Origin of the sequence: Aggregatibacter sp. 2125159857 (genome assembly GCF_017798005.1) — a bacterium.
Lineage (GTDB): Bacteria > Pseudomonadota > Gammaproteobacteria > Enterobacterales > Pasteurellaceae > Aggregatibacter.
Map to the genome: position 1 here is coordinate 1,798,965 of NZ_CP072548.1, position 19,621 is coordinate 1,818,585.

At 44.6% G+C, this 19,621-nt stretch carries 19 protein-coding genes and 1 pseudogene; 8 read left to right on the plus strand and 12 right to left on the minus strand.

Annotated features, from left to right (window positions below; genetic code table 11):
• Positions 1–55: 55 nt before the first annotated feature.
• From znuA to J5X96_RS08800, 6 genes are all read right to left on the minus strand, one after another.
• Positions 56–1,093, minus strand: coding sequence for a zinc ABC transporter substrate-binding protein ZnuA (znuA, locus tag J5X96_RS08775; protein ID WP_209363161.1), 1,038 nt, complete (start codon positions 1,091–1,093; stop codon positions 56–58).
• A 100-nt stretch (positions 1,094–1,193) separates the two neighbouring features.
• A complete protein-coding gene (tcdA, locus tag J5X96_RS08780) occupies positions 1,194–1,964 on the minus strand; it encodes a tRNA cyclic N6-threonylcarbamoyladenosine(37) synthase TcdA (protein WP_209363163.1) in 771 nt (256 codons plus the stop codon).
• On the minus strand, positions 1,964–3,082 hold the full coding sequence (mltA, locus tag J5X96_RS08785; RefSeq protein ID WP_209363164.1) for a murein transglycosylase A: 1,119 nt from the start codon (positions 3,080–3,082) through the stop codon (positions 1,964–1,966). Before mltA ends, tcdA begins: the two co-directional genes overlap by 1 nt.
• A 145-nt stretch (positions 3,083–3,227) precedes the next feature.
• Positions 3,228–4,619, minus strand: a complete 1,392-nt coding sequence (locus J5X96_RS08790; RefSeq protein WP_021615716.1) for a DASS family sodium-coupled anion symporter — start codon at positions 4,617–4,619, stop codon at positions 3,228–3,230.
• Between the two features lie 188 nt (positions 4,620–4,807).
• Positions 4,808–5,308 (minus strand): ribonuclease E activity regulator RraA, encoded by a 501-nt coding sequence (gene rraA, locus J5X96_RS08795; protein WP_209363166.1) that lies wholly within the window; start codon positions 5,306–5,308, stop codon positions 4,808–4,810.
• A 48-nt stretch (positions 5,309–5,356) separates the two neighbouring features.
• On the minus strand, positions 5,357–6,262 hold the full coding sequence (locus tag J5X96_RS08800) for a 1,4-dihydroxy-2-naphthoate polyprenyltransferase (protein ID WP_209363168.1): 906 nt from the start codon (positions 6,260–6,262) through the stop codon (positions 5,357–5,359).
• 110 nt (positions 6,263–6,372) lie between these two features.
• On the opposite strand from J5X96_RS08800, the gene tsaA reads away from it, so the two are divergent.
• Entirely contained in the window at positions 6,373–7,110 is a 738-nt protein-coding gene (gene tsaA / locus J5X96_RS08805) for a tRNA (N6-threonylcarbamoyladenosine(37)-N6)-methyltransferase TrmO (RefSeq protein WP_209363170.1), read from the plus strand.
• A 70-nt stretch (positions 7,111–7,180) separates the two neighbouring features.
• Here the strand turns inward: tsaA and J5X96_RS08810 are convergent, their stop codons facing one another.
• Positions 7,181–7,567, minus strand: coding sequence for a MerR family transcriptional regulator (locus J5X96_RS08810; protein ID WP_209363172.1), 387 nt, complete (start codon positions 7,565–7,567; stop codon positions 7,181–7,183).
• A 90-nt stretch (positions 7,568–7,657) separates the two neighbouring features.
• Here J5X96_RS08810 and J5X96_RS08815 point away from each other — a divergent pair, with 90 nt between their 5' ends.
• The 4 genes from J5X96_RS08815 (at position 7,658) to ndk (ending at position 12,085) form a co-directional block, all read left to right on the plus strand.
• On the plus strand, positions 7,658–7,870 hold the full coding sequence (locus tag J5X96_RS08815; protein ID WP_209363174.1) for a heavy-metal-associated domain-containing protein: 213 nt from the start codon (positions 7,658–7,660) through the stop codon (positions 7,868–7,870).
• A 226-nt stretch (positions 7,871–8,096) separates the two neighbouring features.
• A complete protein-coding gene (locus tag J5X96_RS08820) occupies positions 8,097–10,256 on the plus strand; it encodes a cation-translocating P-type ATPase (protein ID WP_209363176.1) in 2,160 nt (719 codons plus the stop codon).
• A gap of 90 nt (positions 10,257–10,346) precedes the next feature.
• On the plus strand, positions 10,347–11,654 hold the full coding sequence (gene pepB, locus J5X96_RS08825) for an aminopeptidase PepB (protein WP_209363178.1): 1,308 nt from the start codon (positions 10,347–10,349) through the stop codon (positions 11,652–11,654).
• Positions 11,655–11,665: 11 nt separating this feature from the next.
• A complete protein-coding gene (ndk, locus tag J5X96_RS08830) occupies positions 11,666–12,085 on the plus strand; it encodes a nucleoside-diphosphate kinase (RefSeq protein WP_209363180.1) in 420 nt (139 codons plus the stop codon).
• Between the two features lie 135 nt (positions 12,086–12,220).
• On the opposite strand, the pseudogene J5X96_RS08835 reads toward ndk, so the two are convergent.
• A pseudogene (locus tag J5X96_RS08835) lies at positions 12,221–12,379 on the minus strand (IS200/IS605 family transposase); the annotation flags it as partial.
• Positions 12,380–12,762: 383 nt separating this feature from the next.
• A complete protein-coding gene (locus J5X96_RS08840; RefSeq protein WP_209363182.1) occupies positions 12,763–13,023 on the minus strand; it encodes a GrxA family glutaredoxin in 261 nt (86 codons plus the stop codon).
• Positions 13,024–13,222: 199 nt separating this feature from the next.
• On the opposite strand from J5X96_RS08840, the gene J5X96_RS08845 reads away from it, so the two are divergent.
• Together J5X96_RS08845 and ycfP are read left to right on the plus strand one after the other, a co-directional pair.
• Positions 13,223–14,119, plus strand: a complete 897-nt coding sequence (locus J5X96_RS08845; RefSeq protein WP_209363184.1) for a RimK family alpha-L-glutamate ligase — start codon at positions 13,223–13,225, stop codon at positions 14,117–14,119.
• 14 nt (positions 14,120–14,133) lie between these two features.
• Positions 14,134–14,679 (plus strand): alpha/beta hydrolase YcfP, encoded by a 546-nt coding sequence (ycfP, locus tag J5X96_RS08850; protein ID WP_209363186.1) that lies wholly within the window; start codon positions 14,134–14,136, stop codon positions 14,677–14,679.
• An 89-nt stretch (positions 14,680–14,768) separates the two neighbouring features.
• Here the strand turns inward: ycfP and mreD are convergent, their stop codons facing one another.
• From mreD to J5X96_RS08865, 3 genes are all read right to left on the minus strand, one after another.
• Complete coding sequence (gene mreD, locus J5X96_RS08855) at positions 14,769–15,257, minus strand: rod shape-determining protein MreD (protein WP_209363188.1); 489 nt, start codon at positions 15,255–15,257, stop codon at positions 14,769–14,771.
• Entirely contained in the window at positions 15,257–16,312 is a 1,056-nt protein-coding gene (gene mreC, locus J5X96_RS08860; RefSeq protein ID WP_021615732.1) for a rod shape-determining protein MreC, read from the minus strand. Before mreC ends, mreD begins: the two co-directional genes overlap by 1 nt.
• Before the next feature lie 176 nt (positions 16,313–16,488).
• A complete protein-coding gene (locus J5X96_RS08865; RefSeq protein WP_021615733.1) occupies positions 16,489–17,544 on the minus strand; it encodes a rod shape-determining protein in 1,056 nt (351 codons plus the stop codon).
• 225 nt (positions 17,545–17,769) lie between these two features.
• On the opposite strand from J5X96_RS08865, the gene J5X96_RS08870 reads away from it, so the two are divergent.
• Entirely contained in the window at positions 17,770–19,554 is a 1,785-nt protein-coding gene (locus J5X96_RS08870; RefSeq protein ID WP_209363189.1) for an ABC transporter ATP-binding protein/permease, read from the plus strand.
• The last annotated feature ends 67 nt before the right edge of the window (positions 19,555–19,621 follow it).

Here is a 19,621-nt window from a genome sequence, read left to right on the forward strand (position 1 = left end):
CTCAATCTGCTTTACCATGTGAGGGCGGCATCCGTTTAGTTAAGAAAAGTGTTCATTATTTTGCTAAGCATTGTGCATAGCTATCTGCGGTAAATTGAAGGAACGCGGCATAAGAATTAACACCCAGTTTAACGGCATCGCCCATCGGGTCAAGACGACCGACATTCACTTGTGTCCCTTTGCTTAAACTTTCAATCACTTTTGGCGTGAACTGTGGTTCAGCAAATAAGCAGTTGACTTTGTGTTCGGCAATTTCTTCTTTAATTTTTGCCAAGGTTTTTGCACCCGGTGCCACCAACGGATTAATGGTGAAATAACCGGTTTGGTTCAACCCATAGGCTTGGTTGAAATAACCGTAAGCATCGTGGAACACATAGAAACCTTTATCTTTTACGCTTTCTAATTGAGTTTTGATTTTCGCGCTTTGCTCATCTAAAGTGCGGTTAAATTCCGCCACGTTTTTTTCAATTTGTTCTTTTTTCTCCGGATATTGTTTGAGCAGTTTTGCCGCAATGCGTTGTGCAACGGATTTACTGATGTCAGGAGAATACCAAACGTGCCAATTTACGCCTAAGTCTTCATGATCGTGATCATGATGATGTTCATGTCCGGCGTGTTCATGTTTGTGATCCTGTTCTTCGTGTTTATGCTCATGTTTCTCGTGATCGTGGTGATGTCCTTCGTGGGCATGATCATGATCCTCATGGGCTTCGCCTTCGCCATGATGATGGTGATGGTGTTCACCTTTTAATAAGAACGGTTCAATGGCGGCAATGTCTTTGATGGTTAAGACTTTTTTATAGTCAAGATCATCAATGGATTTATCTAAAAAGGCATCCACATCCTCGCCGATCCAAACGACCATTTCGGCTGATTTGAGTTTTTGCACATCAGAGGGTTTTAAGCTGTAATCATGTGGTGACGCACCGGCTGGGACTAACACTTCCGTGTCGGTAATGCCGTCGGCAATCGAGGAAGCAATAAAACCTAAGGGTTTAACAGAAGTTACGATGGTTGCAGAAGCCACGGCGGAGAAAGAAAGAATCGCTGCGGCAATTGCCGTTTTTTTCAAACCTTGTACGAATTGAGTCATTGTATTTCCTTTTATAATGGGACAGATAAATTGAACAAAACGCGACTAGGTTACTCTTTTTTTGTTTAGATGACTATCTTTTTTTATGAAAAAAAATAAGTCAGCTATTTTTCTGCAATAACTTGTCAATAACACGAGAAACCGCAAAAAATCCAAAGGTCGCGGTAATCATCGTTGCCGCACCAAACCCATTGGCGCAATTCATGGTGGCTGACGTAGAACAGCTTTCGCCCATTTGAGGGAATATCAGTGGCTGAGTCGAAAATACCGCCTCAATGGCGAACTTCCGTTTTGGATTTTGCGTGAAATGATAATCCTTGCGTAAAACTGACCGCACTTTTGCTAACAGCGGGTCTTGAATGGTGCGACTTAAATCGGCAATTTGAATTTGACTGGGATCTGTTTGCCCGCCGGCGCCCCCCACGGTGATCATCTTGATTTTGTGACGTTTACAATAAGCAATTAACGCCGCTTTCGTTTTCACATTATCAATGGCATCAATGACATAATCATACTCAGCACGAAGGTATTGGGATAAATTCTCCGCAGAAATAAAATCATCAATGACATTGACATCACATTCGGAGTTAATCAATTTCACCCGTTGCTGCATGACCTCTGTTTTGAGCTGACCGATATTGCCTGTCAAGGCATGAATTTGGCGGTTAATATTCGTCACGCAAATATCATCCATATCAATCATCGTGATTTTTCCCACGCCTGAGCGAGCGAGCGCTTCTACCGCCCAAGAGCCCACACCGCCAATGCCAATAACACAAATATGTGCTTGGCGTAAACGGGCTAAAGCCTCGATGCCATATAAACGACCAATACCGCCGAAACGTTGTTCGTAATTATCTACGCGAGCCATTAGCGTAACACCCAAACGCGACCATAATGTTTTGACAAGCCGGCAATATGCCCCGCCTGATCACCGATACCACGATATAAATCGAAATGGTGTCCGTTTACCGCACCGCCTACATCTAATGCCACCATCAAATGCAGTTTATGTTCACCCGTCCAATTACCCTCATTGTCAATTTGCGGCACTTCGACAAGCAATACGCTGCCTAACGGAATCACACCACGGTCAGAGGCCACCGAAGCCATTGGCACTAATGGCACGCCTGCCGCGCCTTTCACTTTGCCATTCGGATCATTTTTAAAGAAGACATAAGACGGATTGCGTTCAAGCAAACCTTGAACCCGAGATGGATTTGCATTCGCCCAATCACGAATCGCCTGAATAGACATTTTTTCTTTCGGAATCTCACCGTCTTCCACCAACAAGCGACCCACGGCGGCGTACGGGTAACCATTTTGACCGGCATACGCAAAATAATTCAAATTGCCTTCACCAAAATCGACGTAACCACTGCCCTGCACGCCAAGCAAGAAGTTATCGATCATGGAATCACTGTACGCCAGCTCCAATCCTTTTCCCTTCAATGCGCCGGCATAAATTTCAGCACGAGAAAAACGCTTTTGTGACGGCAGCGCATAAATCGGTTGGTTATATTTGCCTTGCTGTGTACGGCGCGCATGAATCACCGGGGAATAATAGCCTGTCATTAACACGTTTTGATAGCCATCGAAGCCTTTCATCACTTGCGGATTAATGCCGAAATCAATAAGTTCGCTCACATTGGCACCGGCTAATACCCACGCGGTAATTTTTTCATAAGTTGGCGCAAAATTGCGGCTGAGTTTGCCGGAGTACGTATTCACATTGGAAAGTTGGGTTAAAAAATCGCCTTGATTTACCACCGCACTTTGATTTTCCACACGAGATACCGGACTAAAGATTGCTTGTTGATAGGTCCGTCCTTTGTATATCGCACCGAATTTTTGCGGATCAATATCCGTACTCGTTGATTGAGCGCTGCGTTTTGAAGTATTTTGATGTTCCGTTGGTGAACACCCGGCTAATATCACCGCCACGGAAAGCGCTAGAAGTTTATAAAGAGAAGATTGATTCAATCGCATACACAACATCCTAGAATAAACGAAAAATAAAGGCCGAATTCTACCCTAATTTCGCTTGGATGAACACGGGGAACATCCAAGCGTATAAAGTGCGGTCGTTTTTTCCGACAAAATAGGCGTACGTATGCGATAAAGTGTCCTTTGACTATTGCAACCAGAAGAGGTAACCGAAGGTTGCGATAACAAAGATACACACGATATTTAAAAGAATACCGGCTCTGACCATTTCACTTTGTTTCACTTCACCGGTACCGAACACAATGGCATTCGGCGGTGTTGCCACCGGCAACATGAAGGCACAAGACGCACCTAAACCGATGATTAAGGCTAAGCCAATTTCCGGCATACCAAGAGATTGTGCGATAGAAATGAAAATCGGCACTAACAAGGCTGCACTGGCAGTGTTGGAGGTGAATTCCGTTAAGAAAATAATGAACGCAGCGACCAATAAACCGATGAGATAGAAGTGACCACCTTCAATCAGGAATACGATGCCGTCAGCCAAGATTTTGCTTGCGCCGGAATTTTTTAAGACCGCACTTAAAGTTAAGCCGCCACCAAACAGCATTAATACGCCCCAATCGGTGTTGTCTTGAATTTGTTTCCAGTTTGTTACACCGGCAACACAAAGGATAACAGCGGCAGATAAAGCAATCACGCTATCGAAGCTGGCAATTTTCCCCTCTAATCCTAATGCGCCTGCAAGAATCGGGTTGATTTGGCTACTGAAAACCCAGCTCAATGCAATAAAGACGAAAATCGCTAAGGTAATCCAACGTTGTTTATTCATTGGAATGGCTTCAAATTGTTGGTCAAAACGAATATTGAGTTTTGGTTTGAAGACAATATACAGCGTTCCGATCATGATTGGCATTAAGATAATCATGATAGGCAAGCCATACCACAACCAATCAGCGAAGGTGAGGTGCAATTGCGTTGCAACGATGTTGTTTGGTGGGCTTCCCACTAAGGTTCCCATACCACCAATACTGGCACTATAGGCAATCCCTAACAGCACGAACACATAGGTGTTATGTTCTGAATTACGATCTAAACGGCTGAGCACGCCCATGGCAAGGGGTAACATCATGGCTGCGGTCGCGGTGTTACTTACCCACATGGATAAAAATGCGGTAACGGAGAATAAATACATCACCGCGACAAATAAATTGCCTTTCGCCAAGGCCATAATTTTGTTGGCGATCATTTTATCTAACTGTTGAATATGAAGCGCTGTCGCTAAAGCAAAGCCCCCAAAGAATAAGAAGATATTCGGATCGGCAAAGGTGGCTAGTGCCGTACTGGTTTTGACTAATCCTAAGAAAATGGCAAGTAGCGGAACAATTAACGCCGTGATCGTGACGTGTAAGGCTTCTGTTAACCACAAAATGGCAACCAAAGCCAATAATGCCAACCCACCATTGGCATTTTTATCAAAAGGCAGTGTATTGAGTAAGACAAAAAAGAGAATAACTGCAGAAATCAAGATAATCACGCGCTTGTTGATCCCATTTTTATTTAGTGTTGTGTTGCTCATGGTTTCATCCTTTTAAATAAAATAGAAGATCGACATATTGCCTAACAATGTAAACAATATGTTAGAAAACTATCATTGTATAAATAAAAAGCAACGCCTTTTTTGTGGATTTGTGAAGTAGCGCAAAAAAAAGTGCGGTTGAAATAATAAAAATTTCAACCGCACTGAGGAGAATTTAATGCTTCTGTCTATTCTTGTTCCGGATCGTCTAAATCTAACGGCTCTTGCGACAGAATAATGCCGGTGAGATCAGCATAAACAAAATCTTCCGGGAAGAAGGTTACCCCACCAAAGTTGACCGGAACATCGGTTTCGCCATGATTGCTTTCATCCGCGCCCACCGGAATTGGCGCTAAGGCATGAATGCCGATGTCGATATTTTCCAACTGCTGGATTTGACGAACTGCACCATAAACAATGATGCCTTCCCAGTGATTGTCTGCGGCTAATTGTGCGAGTTCCGCATCAATTAATGCACGACGTACTGCACCGCCGCCATCAACGACTAATACGCGTCCTTCACCGTTTTCTTCTAAAATTTCAGCTATTAACCCGTTATTTTCAAAGCATTTTACGGTGGTGACTTTGCCATAAAAAGAACTTAACCCGCCGAAACTTGAGAAAACAGGTTCGACAACATCGACTTGATCGAGATAAATATCACAAAGTTCAGAAGTATCAATGTACATAAAAGACCCTATTTTTAAGATAAATACTGCGAGCTAGTATAGTCCGTTTCAGCCTAGAAGCAAGCCAAAACTAAATAGCCCATTGATCAGTAACGCAATCAACGACATTTGCGCTAACATCGGGCGCAAGGCTACCGGCTCTTTATGAGAGAAAACAAAATAAGCATGTTTGAACAAGAGCGGATAAGTGAGCAAAAAGACGAAACTCAACGGATTACGCAAATTCATGAGGGCAAACAAGAGATAAAACAACGCAGCAATGGAAAGCAGCAAGCAATGATAAACCCGCCCATTATGCGGACCTAAGCGCACGGCAAGGGTGTTTTTGCCAGCTTTGCGATCTTGTTCAATATCACGCAAGTTATTGATATTTAATACAGCTGTCGCAAGTAATCCGCTGGCAATGGCAGGCAGTAAAATGACAGCAGAGAAATCATGTACTTGAAGATAATAGGTGCCGCCGATGCCCAATAACCCAAAGAAAATTAACACGGAAATATCGCCTAAGCCCAAATAGCCGTAAGGCTTGCTGCCCACGGTGTAGGTGATAGCTGCCACAATAGCCAATATGCCGAGCATGGAAAACGCAATTAAATCACTGATATTTTGGTAAGCCATGCTGATTAAGAGTGCGCCACAAAGAAAACTCAAGGCGATCATTACATAAAGCCCTTTTTTCAGTTGTGCCGCAGAAATCGCGCCTTGTTGAATGCCGCGTAACGGCCCAATACGTTCTGCCGTATCGGAGCCTTTTTGATGATCGCCGTAATCATTGGCGAAGTTGGAGAGAATTTGCAGAAACAACGTGGTGAGTAAACATAACACCGTGATTCCCCAATGGAAACTGCCCGCCCAATAGGCAAGCGCAGAACCGGTTAAAATCGTTGCTAAGGCTAACGGCAAAGTTTTCGGCCGTGCCGTCTCAATCCACATTTTTATTGTATTTTTTGTCATAATGGCTACTCGAATAACGAAAAATAAGGCGATTTTTTACCGCACTTTTAGCTAAAATAGGCGCCATTCTACAAGGTTATTCTGCAGATTTTAACTGTTTTAAGGAAAATATGTCCGATTCTCTCACATTGCAGCCCGTGGCTGTGATTCACACGCCTTACAAAGAAAAATTTTCGGTACCGCGTCAACCCAATTTGGTGCAGGATGGCACTGGCATTGTCGAATTGTTGCCCCCTTATAACCAAGCGGAAGCTGTACGCGGTTTAGCGCAATTCAGCCACCTTTGGCTGATTTTTCAATTTGATCACATTCCGCAAGGTAAGTGGCATCCTACCGTGCGCCCACCCCGTTTAGGTGGCAATCAGCGGGTTGGCGTGTTTGCCTCGCGCTCGACACATCGCCCGAATCCCATTGGGTTATCCAAAGTGGAATTGCGCCACATAGAATGTAAAAACGGCAAGGTTTTATTACATCTCGGCGCCGTAGATTTAGTGGACGGCACACCGATTCTCGACATCAAACCTTATCTTACCTACGCGGACAGTGAACCGAACGCGATTTCCGGTTTCGCCCAAAGCGAACCGAAACCGTTGCTACGCATAGAATTTACTGCGGAAGCGGAAAGTGCGGTCAAAAAACACAGCAAAAATCGACCGCACTTACAACGTTTTATTACCGAGGTGATCCAACAAGATCCCCGCCCGGCGTATCAACAAGGCAAAGCCACCGATCGCCTTTACGGCATTTCGTTGTATGACTTGAATGTGAAATGGCGGATTAAAGCGGATACGGTGGATGTGGCGGAAATCGTGCAAATTGAAACCTTAGTAAATCATCAGGAAGATTAACCAGCGGACTTTTTGAAGTGTATTTCTGATGAGAAAATATTTTAAATTCTCACCGCACTTTTCCGCTTTCCTATTCACTCAACCCCGCCAAAATCGAACATTCCGGGCAGTCGTTGCCTTGGCAGTTGTCGTGCCAACGTTGGAGTTCAGCCACCATGTTTTGTAATGCCTGAATTTGCGCGTTGAGGGTTTCGATATGTTGTGCCGTAAGTTGTTTCACTTCACGGCTGTTGCGATGTGGGTTGTCTTGTAATTGGAGTAATTGGGCGATTTGTTGCAGGGAAAAACCCACGTCTCGTGAGTGGCGGATAAAGCGTAAACGGGCAAGATCGCTCTCTTCATAATAGCGATAACCTGAAAGGGTGCGTGTGCCCGCTTTGAGTAAGCCTCGTTTTTCATAATCACGGATTTGTTTAGCTGATAAGCCGGTAAGTTTGGCTGCTTGACTGATGTTCATAAAAAGTGTTTGACCTTAACCTAATGTTAAGGTTTATAGTAATCTTACTGACCAAGGTCGGCAAGGTTTAACTTAACAAAGGAGCAAATAATGCAAAACGTAACCTTAAAAATTGATGGCATGACCTGTGGTGGTTGTGTGAAAAGCGTGACTCGCGTATTGAGCGAATTGGACGGTGTAGCGCAAGCTGACGTCAGTTTGGAAAAAGCGCAAGCGGTCGTGAGTTTTGATGAAAATAAAGTGCAACCTGCCACGTTGGTGGAAGCGGTGGAAGATGCAGGGTTTGATGCGGCAGTGGTATGAGTTTTGTTTATTGCTTATTCATTGATGGCGGCGTCTCCTGATACAGCCTTTTGATTGTTGCTTTGTTGTAAGCAGGCGTCGGGAGACGCGCGCTATGATTATGAATAAGCACAAGCGTGGACGCTTGCGCTAGCTGTTGTGCTAGCTGTCGTTTAATATCGATGATAAAAAACATTTCCAAAACCCACCGCACTTTTCTGTGAAAGGAAATAAAAAAGAGGATGTTATGCAAAAAGTCTCCATTCAAATTGGCGGTATGACGTGCCAGTCGTGCGCCAGTCGGATTGAAAAAGTGTTGAATAAAAAGGATTTTGTGCAGCAGGCGGGCGTCAATTTCGCCAGTGAGGAAGCACAGGTTACTTTTGACGAAAAGCAAACTTCCGTTGAACAACTGATCCAAATTATTCAAAAAACCGGTTTCGCCGCCCAATTAAAGCAAGAACAGACAGCATTGCCGCAAGAACGTAAACTCTCGTGGCGGTTGATTTTGTTATGGCTGATTAACGTGCCGTTTTTAATCGGTATGCTCGGCATGATGCTGGGACGGCATGATTGGATGTTGCCGCCGATGTGGCAAATGGTGTTAGCCACGATTGTGCAATTCGGCCTAGCGATTCCCTTCTATAAAAGCGCTTGGGGTAGCATTAAAGGTGGCTTGGCAAATATGGATGTGTTGGTCAGTCTTGGCACGCTTACCATTTATTTTTATTCCGTCTTTATGCTGTTTTATCTGCCGCATATGAACCATGAACATGGCTCGGCGAATGTTTATTTTGAAGCGTCCGTCATGGTGTTGGGGTTTGTGAGTTTGGGAAAATTCTTAGAAGATCGCACCAAAAAGCACAGCCTAAATAGCCTGGGTTTATTGTTACAGCTGACACCAAAACAAGTGCGCGTGCAACGTAACGGAGAATGGCAAACCGTGCCGTTAAATCAAATCCAAGTGGGCGAACGGTTACGCGCTAACCAAGGTGAGCGCATTGCGGCGGATGGCGTGGTGGAAGAAGGTTCGGGTTGGTGTGATGAAAGCCATTTAACCGGCGAATCCGTGCCGGAAATGAAGAAATTGGGAAGCCAAGTGTTGGCAGGGGCGATGGTGACGGACGGCAGTTTGGTTTATCGCACGCAACAGCTTGGCAGCCAAACGTTGCTTGGCGATATGATGAACGCCCTTTCTGAAGCACAAGGCAGCAAAGCGCCCATTGCCCGTTTTGCCGACAAAGTGGCGGCGGTGTTTGTGCCAATGGTGATCGGCATTGCCTTGCTGACGTTTTTACTCACTTGGTGGCTTCAACAAGATGTAGTGACGGCGTTGATTCATGGGGTTGCGGTATTGGTGATTGCCTGCCCTTGTGCGTTGGGCTTGGCAACGCCAGCAGCGATCATGGTGGGTATGGGCAAAGCCGTGAAACAGGGCATCTGGTTTAAAGATGCCGCTGCTATGGAAGAAGCCGCTCATGTGAACGCAGTGGTGTTGGATAAAACCGGCACGCTCACGGAAGGCAAACCCGAAGTGGTGGCTTTTTGGCAGGCAAAAAATGCGGTCTATTCTGAAGATGAAATTTATGCCTTAACCGCCGCCATTGAACAAAGCGCAACGCATCCGTTGGCAAAAGCCCTTGTACAAGCGGCAGAGATGAGAGGCGTGGCGTTGCCTGCGGTGCAACATATTCAGGCAGAGGTGGGGCAAGGCATTCAAGGTGAGATTGAACATCTCGGCACGGTGAAAGTGGGAAAACCTGCCTATTGTGGTTTAACGTTACCGACCGATCTTGATCCCGTATGGCAAATCGCCAGCATTGTGGCGGTTGCCGTAAATGATCAGCCCGTTGCAGCCTTTGCGTTAGCAGATACCTTAAAAGCGGATAGTCAAAAGGCGATTGAACGCTTAAAAGCAGACAATATCGACGTCTATATCATGAGCGGCGATAACCCAAATGTGGTGCAATACATTGCCGATCAGCTTGGGATCCAACATGCACAGGGCAATATGTCGCCACGGGATAAAGCAAGTGCGGTTAAACTTCTCCAAGAAAATGGCAATGTGGTCGCCATGGTAGGCGATGGCGTAAATGACGCACCGGCACTGACTGCAGCAAATGTGAGTTTCGCCATGCACGATGGCGCGGATGTGGCACAACACAGTGCATCGGCAACGTTGATGCAGCATTCGGTCAATCAGTTGGTGGATGCCTTACTGATTTCCCGCGCGACGCTAAAAAACATTAAACAAAACTTGTTTTTTGCGTTTATTTATAACGTGTTAGGCATTCCGCTAGCAGCATTGGGCTTACTCAGTCCAGTGGTTGCCGGCGCGGCGATGGCGATGAGTTCAATTTCCGTGTTAAGCAATGCATTACGCTTGAAAAAGACGAAAATTACATAACCACAATGGCTTAGCATAAAAACGTAACGAATCTTGCTAAAAACTGCTATATTACAAGTCGTTATATTCTCAATATTGAAAGGAGAAAGTATGTCTATGCAGGTTTTGCTTTCAAACCAACCGGCTTCGGCGGCTTGGGGTGAAAAGGCACTCATCAGTTTTAATGAAGATAAAGCGACCCTTCATTTAACTGATTTTTCCGACCGCACTTCTATACAAAAAGCCGCGCGGAAGTTACAAAATCAGGGGATTTCTGATATTTCGTTAAGTGGGGAAGGCTGGCAATTGGAAAATTGTTGGGCCTTTTACCAAGGTTTTTACAATGCGAAAAAGCAGTTTAAACTCCAGTTTCCGACGCTATCTGACGAGCAACAACGAGAGCTAAGTTATCGCATTCAATGCGGCGATTTCGTGCGTGAAATCATTAATCTGCCAGCAGCCATTTTAACGCCGGAAGAGCTTGCCCAACGCGCGGCGAAGTTTATCGGGCAGACGGCAGAGCAAGCCGCGAAACAAAGTGCGGTCAGTTTTTCCATCGTTTCTCGAGAAGCATTGCTAGAACGTGGTTACCACGGTTTATGGCAGGTGGGGAAAGGATCGCAAAATCTGCCGGCCATGTTGCAGTTGGATTTCAATCCAACCGGCAATCCGGACGCGCCGGTGTTGGCCTGTTTAGTGGGCAAAGGCATTACGTTTGACAGTGGTGGTTACAGCATTAAACCGAGTGATGGCATGAGTACCATGCGTACTGATATGGGCGGCGCCGCGTTATTGACGGGGGCGTTAGGCTTGGCAATTTTACGTGGTTTAAATCAACGGGTGAAATTATTCCTTTGCTGTGCAGAAAATTTAGTGAGTAGTCGTGCCTTCAAATTGGGAGATATCATTCAATATCGTAATGGCGTTAGCGTCGAAATTCTCAATACGGATGCCGAAGGGCGCTTGGTATTGGCAGATGGCTTAATTGATGCAGATGCGCAACAACCTCAATTTATTGTGGATTGTGCTACGTTAACCGGTGCGGCAAAAGTGGCGGTGGGCAATGATTATCACAGTGTGTTATCCATGGATGATCAGTTAGTCGCCGATTTATTCCACGCTGCCGAACAGGAACAAGAACCATTTTGGCGCTTGCCTTTCGCGGAATTACATCGCGGACAAATTAAAACGGCGTTCGCTGACATTGCGAATATCGGCACAGTTCCGGTGGGCGCAGGTGCCAGCACCGCAACGGCATTTTTATCTTATTTCGTGAAAAATTATCAACAACATTGGTTACACATTGATTGTTCCGCCACCTATCGCAAAACCCCAAGCGACTTATGGGCGACCGGTGCGACCGGTATCGGTGTGCAAACCCTTGCCAATTTATTATTAGCTAAAGCAAAACAACAGTAAGAGGATGTGAAATGAGCTTACAACGAACCTTATCTATTATTAAACCGGATGCCGTAAAGCGTCATTTAATCGGCGCGATTTTGGCACGCTTTGAGCAACAGGGATTCAATATTGCTGCCGCGAAAATGGTTCAGTTGAACAGAGAACAAGCAGAAGGCTTTTACGCCGAACACCAAGGCAAGCCTTTTTTCGAGTCATTAGTGGAATACATGATTTCGGCGCCGGTATTCGTGAGTGTGTTAGAAAAAGAAAATGCCGTGCAAGATTACCGCACTTTAATGGGAACGACCAATCCTGAAACGGCAGCAGAAGGCACGATTCGTCGTGATTTTGCGTTAAGCCAACGGGAAAACTCCGTGCACGGTTCCGATAGCCCGGAAAGCGCGGCACGTGAGATTGCTTATTTCTTTGCCTCGGAAGAAATCTTTTAATTGCATGGCACTCAAACCAAATAACAATCCGCACGTAAAACGTGCGGTTTTTAGGCTCCCCTATAAGGGCCTATACTTCACAAGCCCCTCAAGGGGCTTGTGAAAACTGACAACCGTGTCTAATGACTTCCTTGACTACCCCTTAAAGGGGTCAATATGTTCTTTCGTTGATAAATTATCTTGAACCATATCTTCTTTTTCTTGATTCCTTATATAGATCTTCACAACTTTTGTATTTAAGCCCACGATGCTGACAAAAAATCCTTTCACTCGGAAATGTCTATTTTCATATCTCTATTTTAGTGAATTGTAGCGTGCAACTTGTTGCACGAAATCGTGAATGCCAGAAAGAGTTAAATAACGTTCCGTACGTGATTCGGTCGTGCATCAAGATGCACGCTACGCACAAAATCGTGAATTACGCATCGAGGTTAATGCTTTAATCATTCGTGCAACAAGTTGCACGCTACGAGGGGTAAATAATCCTCCTATATGTTGAATTTTGGTTGTCAGCCTTGTTCATTATATAGTGAGGATTTTTTTCTGTTCATCGCTTAAGCTATTTGACTCCATACGCATAGCGTATGGTTTTTATAGCCAGACTTTGGCTGGCTATAAGAAAAACGGATTAGCTTGTTAGGCTAATCCGTTTTTTTTATCCGTGTGGATAAAATCACTTATTCCACGCCAAATCGTTCACGCACGAAAGCTTGAAAGTCAGTGCAGCCTCCAATTGGTTTTTCATCCACTAAAATTTGCGGCACCGTTTGTACCGGTTTACCGATAATTTTTGCAATATCCTCTTTGCTCATGCCTTGTTCAATAATATCAATATAACGATAATCAAAATCTGTTAATGAATTTTTCAACTTTTCGGCTAATGCTTTGGCGCGTACGCAATATGGGCAGCTTAGACGACCATAAATAGTTACAAACATGATGTTTCCTTTTGTCTTGTCAATAAATGCATCAATTTTATAGCGGATACACAAAAGAATAAAGAGTTCGCCAAGTGTTTGAGGTAGAATGCGGTGAATTTAGCAATAGGTAAATGAATCTAGGCTATGTGATTGAGGTTTGTTATCCTCATCGGATAACAAGCCAGTGAGAATTAAATACGGTAAAAAAACACTCCCTATGAAACTATTAATGTTGTGCCGTGAGCCACGTTTGTATAGCTGTCGACGTTTAAAGCAGGCGGCGGAAGCAAACGGCCATCACATGGATATTCTCGATCCGAATCGTTGTTTAATAAAACTCCAACAAAATCCACCGCACTTTGCGCTTTATTATCAGCCGGATGTGGAAAGCCCGCCTTATCTGTTACCCCAATATGACGCGGTGTTACCCCGCTTTGGTACCGGCAGTATGCAAATGGGCTGTGCGGTGTTGCATTATTTTCAGGCGTTAAATGTGCCTTGTTTGAATCATGCCGATAGTTTTGCCAAAGCGCGTGATAAATGGTTGAGTTTGCAGTTATTACTGGCGAATGGCATTGCAGTGCCAACCTCGTTGCTTGGTGGGCTGGAAACCAATGCGAATGATGCGGTACGGCATATTGGCGCACCGGTTATTTTGAAAACCCTGAGTGGTTCGCAAGGGATTGGCGTGGTGCTCGCAGAACGACCACAAAGTGCGGTCAGTATGTTGGAAACATTGAAGCAGGCAAATGTGCCGACGTTAGCACAGGAATTTATTGCAGAGGCTCAAGGTGCGGATTTGCGTTGTTTTGTGGTGGGCAATCGCATTGTCGCGGCAATGCAACGCATCGGGCAAGCGGGTGAATTTCGTGCGAATTGTCATCGCGGTGCCCGCGCAGAAAAAGTCATCTTAACCGAACAGGAAAAACACGTTGCCTTAAATGCAACGAAAGTGCTAGGCTTAGATGTGGCTGGCGTGGATTTAATCCGTTCCGCCAACGGTCCGTTGGTGTTGGAAGTCAATGCCAGTCCGGGGCTTGAGATGATTGAGAAAACCAGTGGCATTGATATTGCCTTGCAGATGATCTTATATTTAGAGCAAAAGCACTGTTAGGTTGGAGTAATAAAATGATTATTTATTTGCATGGTTTTGATTCCAGTAGTCCGGGCAATCACGAAAAAGTGTTACAACTAAAATTCATCGACGATGATGTTCGCTTTATTAACTACAGCACATTGCATCCACGCCATGATATGCAATTTCTTTTAAACGAAGTGCATAAATTGGTCTCCGAATCCAAAGACAACAAACCTTTAATTTGCGGTGTTGGGCTTGGCGGATATTGGGCGGAACGCATTGGTTTTTTATGTGGCATTAAGCAGGCGATTTTCAACCCGAATTTATTTCCGCAGGAAAATATGGGAGGCAAGATCGATCGCCCGGAAGAATATGAAGACATTGCCACCAAGTGCGTGGAAGGTTTCCGTTTGAAAAATAAAGGTCGCTGTTTGGTGTTCTTGTCGGTGGAAGACGGTGTTTTAGATTCCCAACGTAGCGCAGAGGTATTATCGCCTTATTACGAGGTGATTTGGGATGCCGTAGAAACGCACAAATTCAAGCAGATTTCGCATCATTTGCAAGCCATCAATGCCTTTAAACAACGTGAGTTATAAATGACAACCAAAGGGAGCAATTACGCTCCCTTTTCGTTATGACGTTTATCATGATGGATGTGCATTGCCTTGTTAAGCGTCAAGGTAGGTTAACTTAATCCTAGACGACGGCGGAGGCTTCGAAGGAGTAAAAATAACCACGGCCATAAAATACCGCTAATCATGGCACCAAAAATCTCTCGCCAATCGAAGGTGGCGCGATGCACTAAAAATTCAATTAAGAAGATGCTAAAACGGATCGCAAAGACAAAGAAAATCACCAGCAAGCTTTGCATCCAAAGTGAAAGATTACGAAAAACAAGGTGATTTTTGGTAATTAAGTAGGCAAAGATAGACAACACCAGTGCGTGCGCGCCCAAGATCGTGCCTAATACCACATCCCACAGAATACCAATCATAAATGCCCAACCAATACTTACACGGTTGGGAATCGACAATCCCCAATACATGAAAATCAACACGACCCACGCCGGTTTAACACTTTGAAAACCGTTAGGCCACGGCATGATTTCCATCACCAAGGCAAGTAGAAATATTGCGGTTAACGCAATGTATTTAAAAATAACACGACTTTGCATTAATCCTCCTCCCTTGGCGATTTATCCTCTACTGGCACGGCTTCTACAGGATTTTCATGGGGTGCCTCTGTCGGCAAATCCGATGTCGCTTCTGAAGGTGTCTGTTCTGCCGGTGGAACATCAGGAACAAGGGCTTTTTTCACTTTTTGTGCTTCATTGCCTTGTGTCGCTAATCGTTGCTCAACCGCTTTACGCACATCTGCCGGTGTGATTGGGCTTGCTTTTCGTGTATCTTCATTTGTCGGCCACAGCAATAAGACGTAGCGTAATTTATCAATAAAGGCTAATGGCTTGGCTGTGACCGTAGCAAAATAATTTTGTCCGTCACGCGATACCGATTCGACAATCGCAACCGGATAGCCCTCTAAAAAACGTCCTCCCAGCCCGGAGGTCACCAGTAAATCGCCTTTTTCAATATCCACTGATCGTGGAACGTTATCTAAAACCAATTCGTCATTATGCCCGGTGCCACTGGCAATCATGCGAACATCATTGCGCAACACTTGAACTGGAATCGAATGGGCGATATCCGTAATTAATAACACTCGGCTAGTATGCTCGCCCACCGAAATAATTTGTCCGACCACGCCTTTTTCATCAATTACCGGCTGACCAATATAAGCGCCATCTTTTTCACCTTGATTAATCACCACTTGTTGGCGATAAATATCGGTCTCCGCCGTCAGAACTTCGGCAATTTTCTTATATTCATCAATCCGTAGTGGCGAATTTAGGAGCAGTCGCAAACGTTGGTTTTCGACTTTTAATTGATCCAGCAATAAAAGATCCGCGTTTTTTTCTCGTAATTGATCTTTTAATGCTTTATTTTCGATTTGCAATTTATTGGTATCGACCAAATTATCGGAAACCCCATCCAACACCGTGCGTGGCGTATTGGCTAAATAATACAATCCGCCAACAGCCGTTTCTAACAATGAACGGGCTTGAATCATCGTTGTCGTTTGTCTATCTGAGGCAATTAATCCTAATGAGGCAATGACAGCGAGAAAAAGCTTGAGTCCTAAAGGCGGGGTTTTTCCAAAAATAGGCTTCATGATAAGAGCATTCCTCAAAACAAAAGTGCGGTCAATATCAACGGCAATGCCGGTCAGTTAAGCAACAGGCCGGCATTAAGAGATAATTATGTTTTATCGTATGAAACGATTTACCCGGTGATTAACATTGTCTGGGTAAAAACATCAAAATGATTCACCGCACTTTTTAAACATGATTAGATTTCTTCACTAAAAATGTCGCCACCGTGCATATCAATCATATCCAATGCCTCACCACCACCGCGTGCAACACATGTAAGTGGCTCATCAGCAACGATGGTCGGCACACCGGATTCTTTGGAAAGTAGCACATCAATATTACGCAATAACGCACCACCACCGGTTAGGACCATGCCACGTTCAAAAATGTCCGCGGCGTGTTCCGGTTGACATTCTTCCAAGGCAGTTCGTACTGCCGCCACAATGCCACTTAACGGTTGTTGAATAGCTTCTAAAACATCTTTTGACGTTAACGTAAAGGAGCGTGGCGCACCTTCCGCAATGTTGGAGCCGTGCACTTCCATTTCTTTAATTTCGTCGCCGTCTTGAATGTAGGCGGTACCAATTTCTTGTTTAATGCGTTCTGCGGTCGGCTCCCCGATAATCGAACCAAAATTTTTGCGCACATAGGTCACAATCGCTTCATCAAAGCGGTCACCACCAATACGCACGGAAGAAGAATACACGATGCCGTTCAAGGAAATCACCGCAACTTCGGTCGTACCGCCGCCGATATCAATCACCATGGAACCGATTGCCGTTGAAACCGGTAACTTCGCCCCAATCGCTGCCGCCATCGGTTCTTCAATTAAATAGACTTCACGTGCACCGGCACCAATGGCAGATTCTCTGATCGCACGACGTTCTACTTGCGTTGCGCCTGCCGGCACGCAAATCAATACACGTGGGCTTGGGCGCATGAAATTGCCGCTATGTACCTGTTTAATAAAATATTGCAGCATTTTTTCGGTCACGAAGAAATCGGCAATGACACCGTCTTTCATCGGGCGAATCGCTTCAATGCTTTTTGGAGTACGACCTAACATTTGTTTCGCTTCGCGACCCACTGCCGCAATACTTTTCAGCGAGCCACTGCGATCTCGGCGAATCGCCACCACAGAAGGTTCATCCAACACGATGCCTTGCCCTTTGACGTAAATCAACGTATTTGCTGTACCGAGGTCAATAGAAAGATCGTTAGAAAATAAACCGCGAATTTTTTTAAATAACATATGTGTTCCACTAATTTGTATTAATCATGGCTCTTTTGAGCGTTAAAAAAATTGGGCTAAATTTACCAAAAAATGGGCGTTGATAACAGAAAATTTTAGCCTAATCACATAAAAATCTTCGCATTGAAAGAATACGCTTGCAGTGTTGTTCATATCTTCATCATCTTCTTGATTTGATCAAAACACCGTGTAAACTTACCGCACTTTTGTCTATGGGAATACGTTATGGATTATACTCAAGAGATCATTACCTCTTCACTTTGGATCGCCCGCACACTGGCGCTCACAGTTATTTTCTTCAGTCTCGGCATTTTTCTATTAGTTCGCCTGACCCATTGGGGCAAACAATTTTGGATGTTTGCCGGCGGTTATCTTTCGCCAAAACGCAGCATTAAACCATTATTATTCTTCGTCTTGATCGTGACCCTCACCCTCTTTAGTGTACGTCTGAGCTTGGTGCATTCCACGTGGTATAACAATATGTACACCGCATTGCAGGAATTTAACCAAACCGTCTTTTGGGAGCAGATGATTTTGTTCTGTTTTATTGCCGGCTTTTCTGTGGCAGCTGCACTTATCAGCTATTATTTAAACCAGCGCTTTTCCATTAACTGGATTGAATGGCTAAATACAGAACTCTTAGAAAAATGGATGGATAAGCGGGCTTATTATAAAAGCCAATACATCGGCAACAATCTCGATAACCCGGATCAACGGATTCAACAAGACATACAATCTTATGTAAAAACCACGCTTTCCCTCAGCACTGGTGTGATTGATGCCGTGACCTCCATGATTTCTTACACGATTTTATTGTGGGGCTTAGCAGGGCCAATGACCTTGCTAGGTATAGAAATTCCGCGCGCTATGGTCTATTTAGTATTCGCTTATGTGATTTTCACCACGCTGATTGCTTTCTGGCTTGGTAAACCGTTAATTCGCCTTAACTTCGCGAACGAAAAATTAAACGCGAATTACCGTTATTCCTTAATCCGTGTTAAAGAATATGCGGAAAGCATTGCATTCTACGCCGGTGAAAAAGTGGAAAAAAGTCGGTTATACAAACAATTCCGCGCCGTTATCGATAACATGTGGGATATTGTCTTCCGAGCTTTAAAATTCTCAGGATTCAACTTGGTGGTCAGTCAGATTTCCGTGGTCTTCCCATTACTTATTCAAGTGGGCCGCTATTTTGAAAAACAAATTAAATTGGGCGATCTGATGCAAACCTTGCAAGTCTTTGGCAAGTTGCATTCCAATCTTTCTTTCTTCCGTAACACCTACGACAGTTTCGCCGAATACAAAGCCACGTTAGACCGTTTAACTGGCTTTCACTACAGCGTCGAAGCCGCGCAAAAACAAAGTAAAACCGACATTACTGATCACCCTACGGATGTGATTTTCCAACACCTTAGCGTGAAATCGCCTATGGGAAAAATCTTAATTAAAGATTTAAATCTCACCTTAACACAAGGGAATTCGTTATTAATTCAAGGTCAATCCGGTGTCGGGAAAACTACCTTATTACGCACCATTGCCGGTTTATGGTCCTATGCGGAAGGCAAAATATTCTGCCCGCAACACAATACCTTGTTCTTGTCGCAACGCCCTTATTTGCCACAAGGCAATTTGCTCACCGCGCTCTATTATCCGGATACCACTGAAAACGTGGATTTGGCTAAGATCACGCGGGTATTAGAACAGGTTCAATTAGCTCATTTACAGGATCGTTTAGAACAGGAACAAGACTGGAGCCGCATTCTCTCTCTTGGTGAACAACAACGTTTGGCGTTTGCCCGTTTGTTACTACACAAACCGAAAGTTGCTTTCCTTGATGAAGCCAGCGCCAGCTTAGACGAAGGTATGGAACACGCCATGTATCGCTTAATTCGTGAAGAATTGCCAAATACCACCATTATCAGCGTGGGGCATCGTTCTACCCTCGTGCCATTACATCAGCAACAATTAGAATTGCACACGGATGGAAGTTGGGTATTTAATCCCCATTAGTGGCAGCAAGATTCGCCTCTAAAGTGCGGTGATTTTTCGATGTCTTTAAAAACATTGAAAAAACACA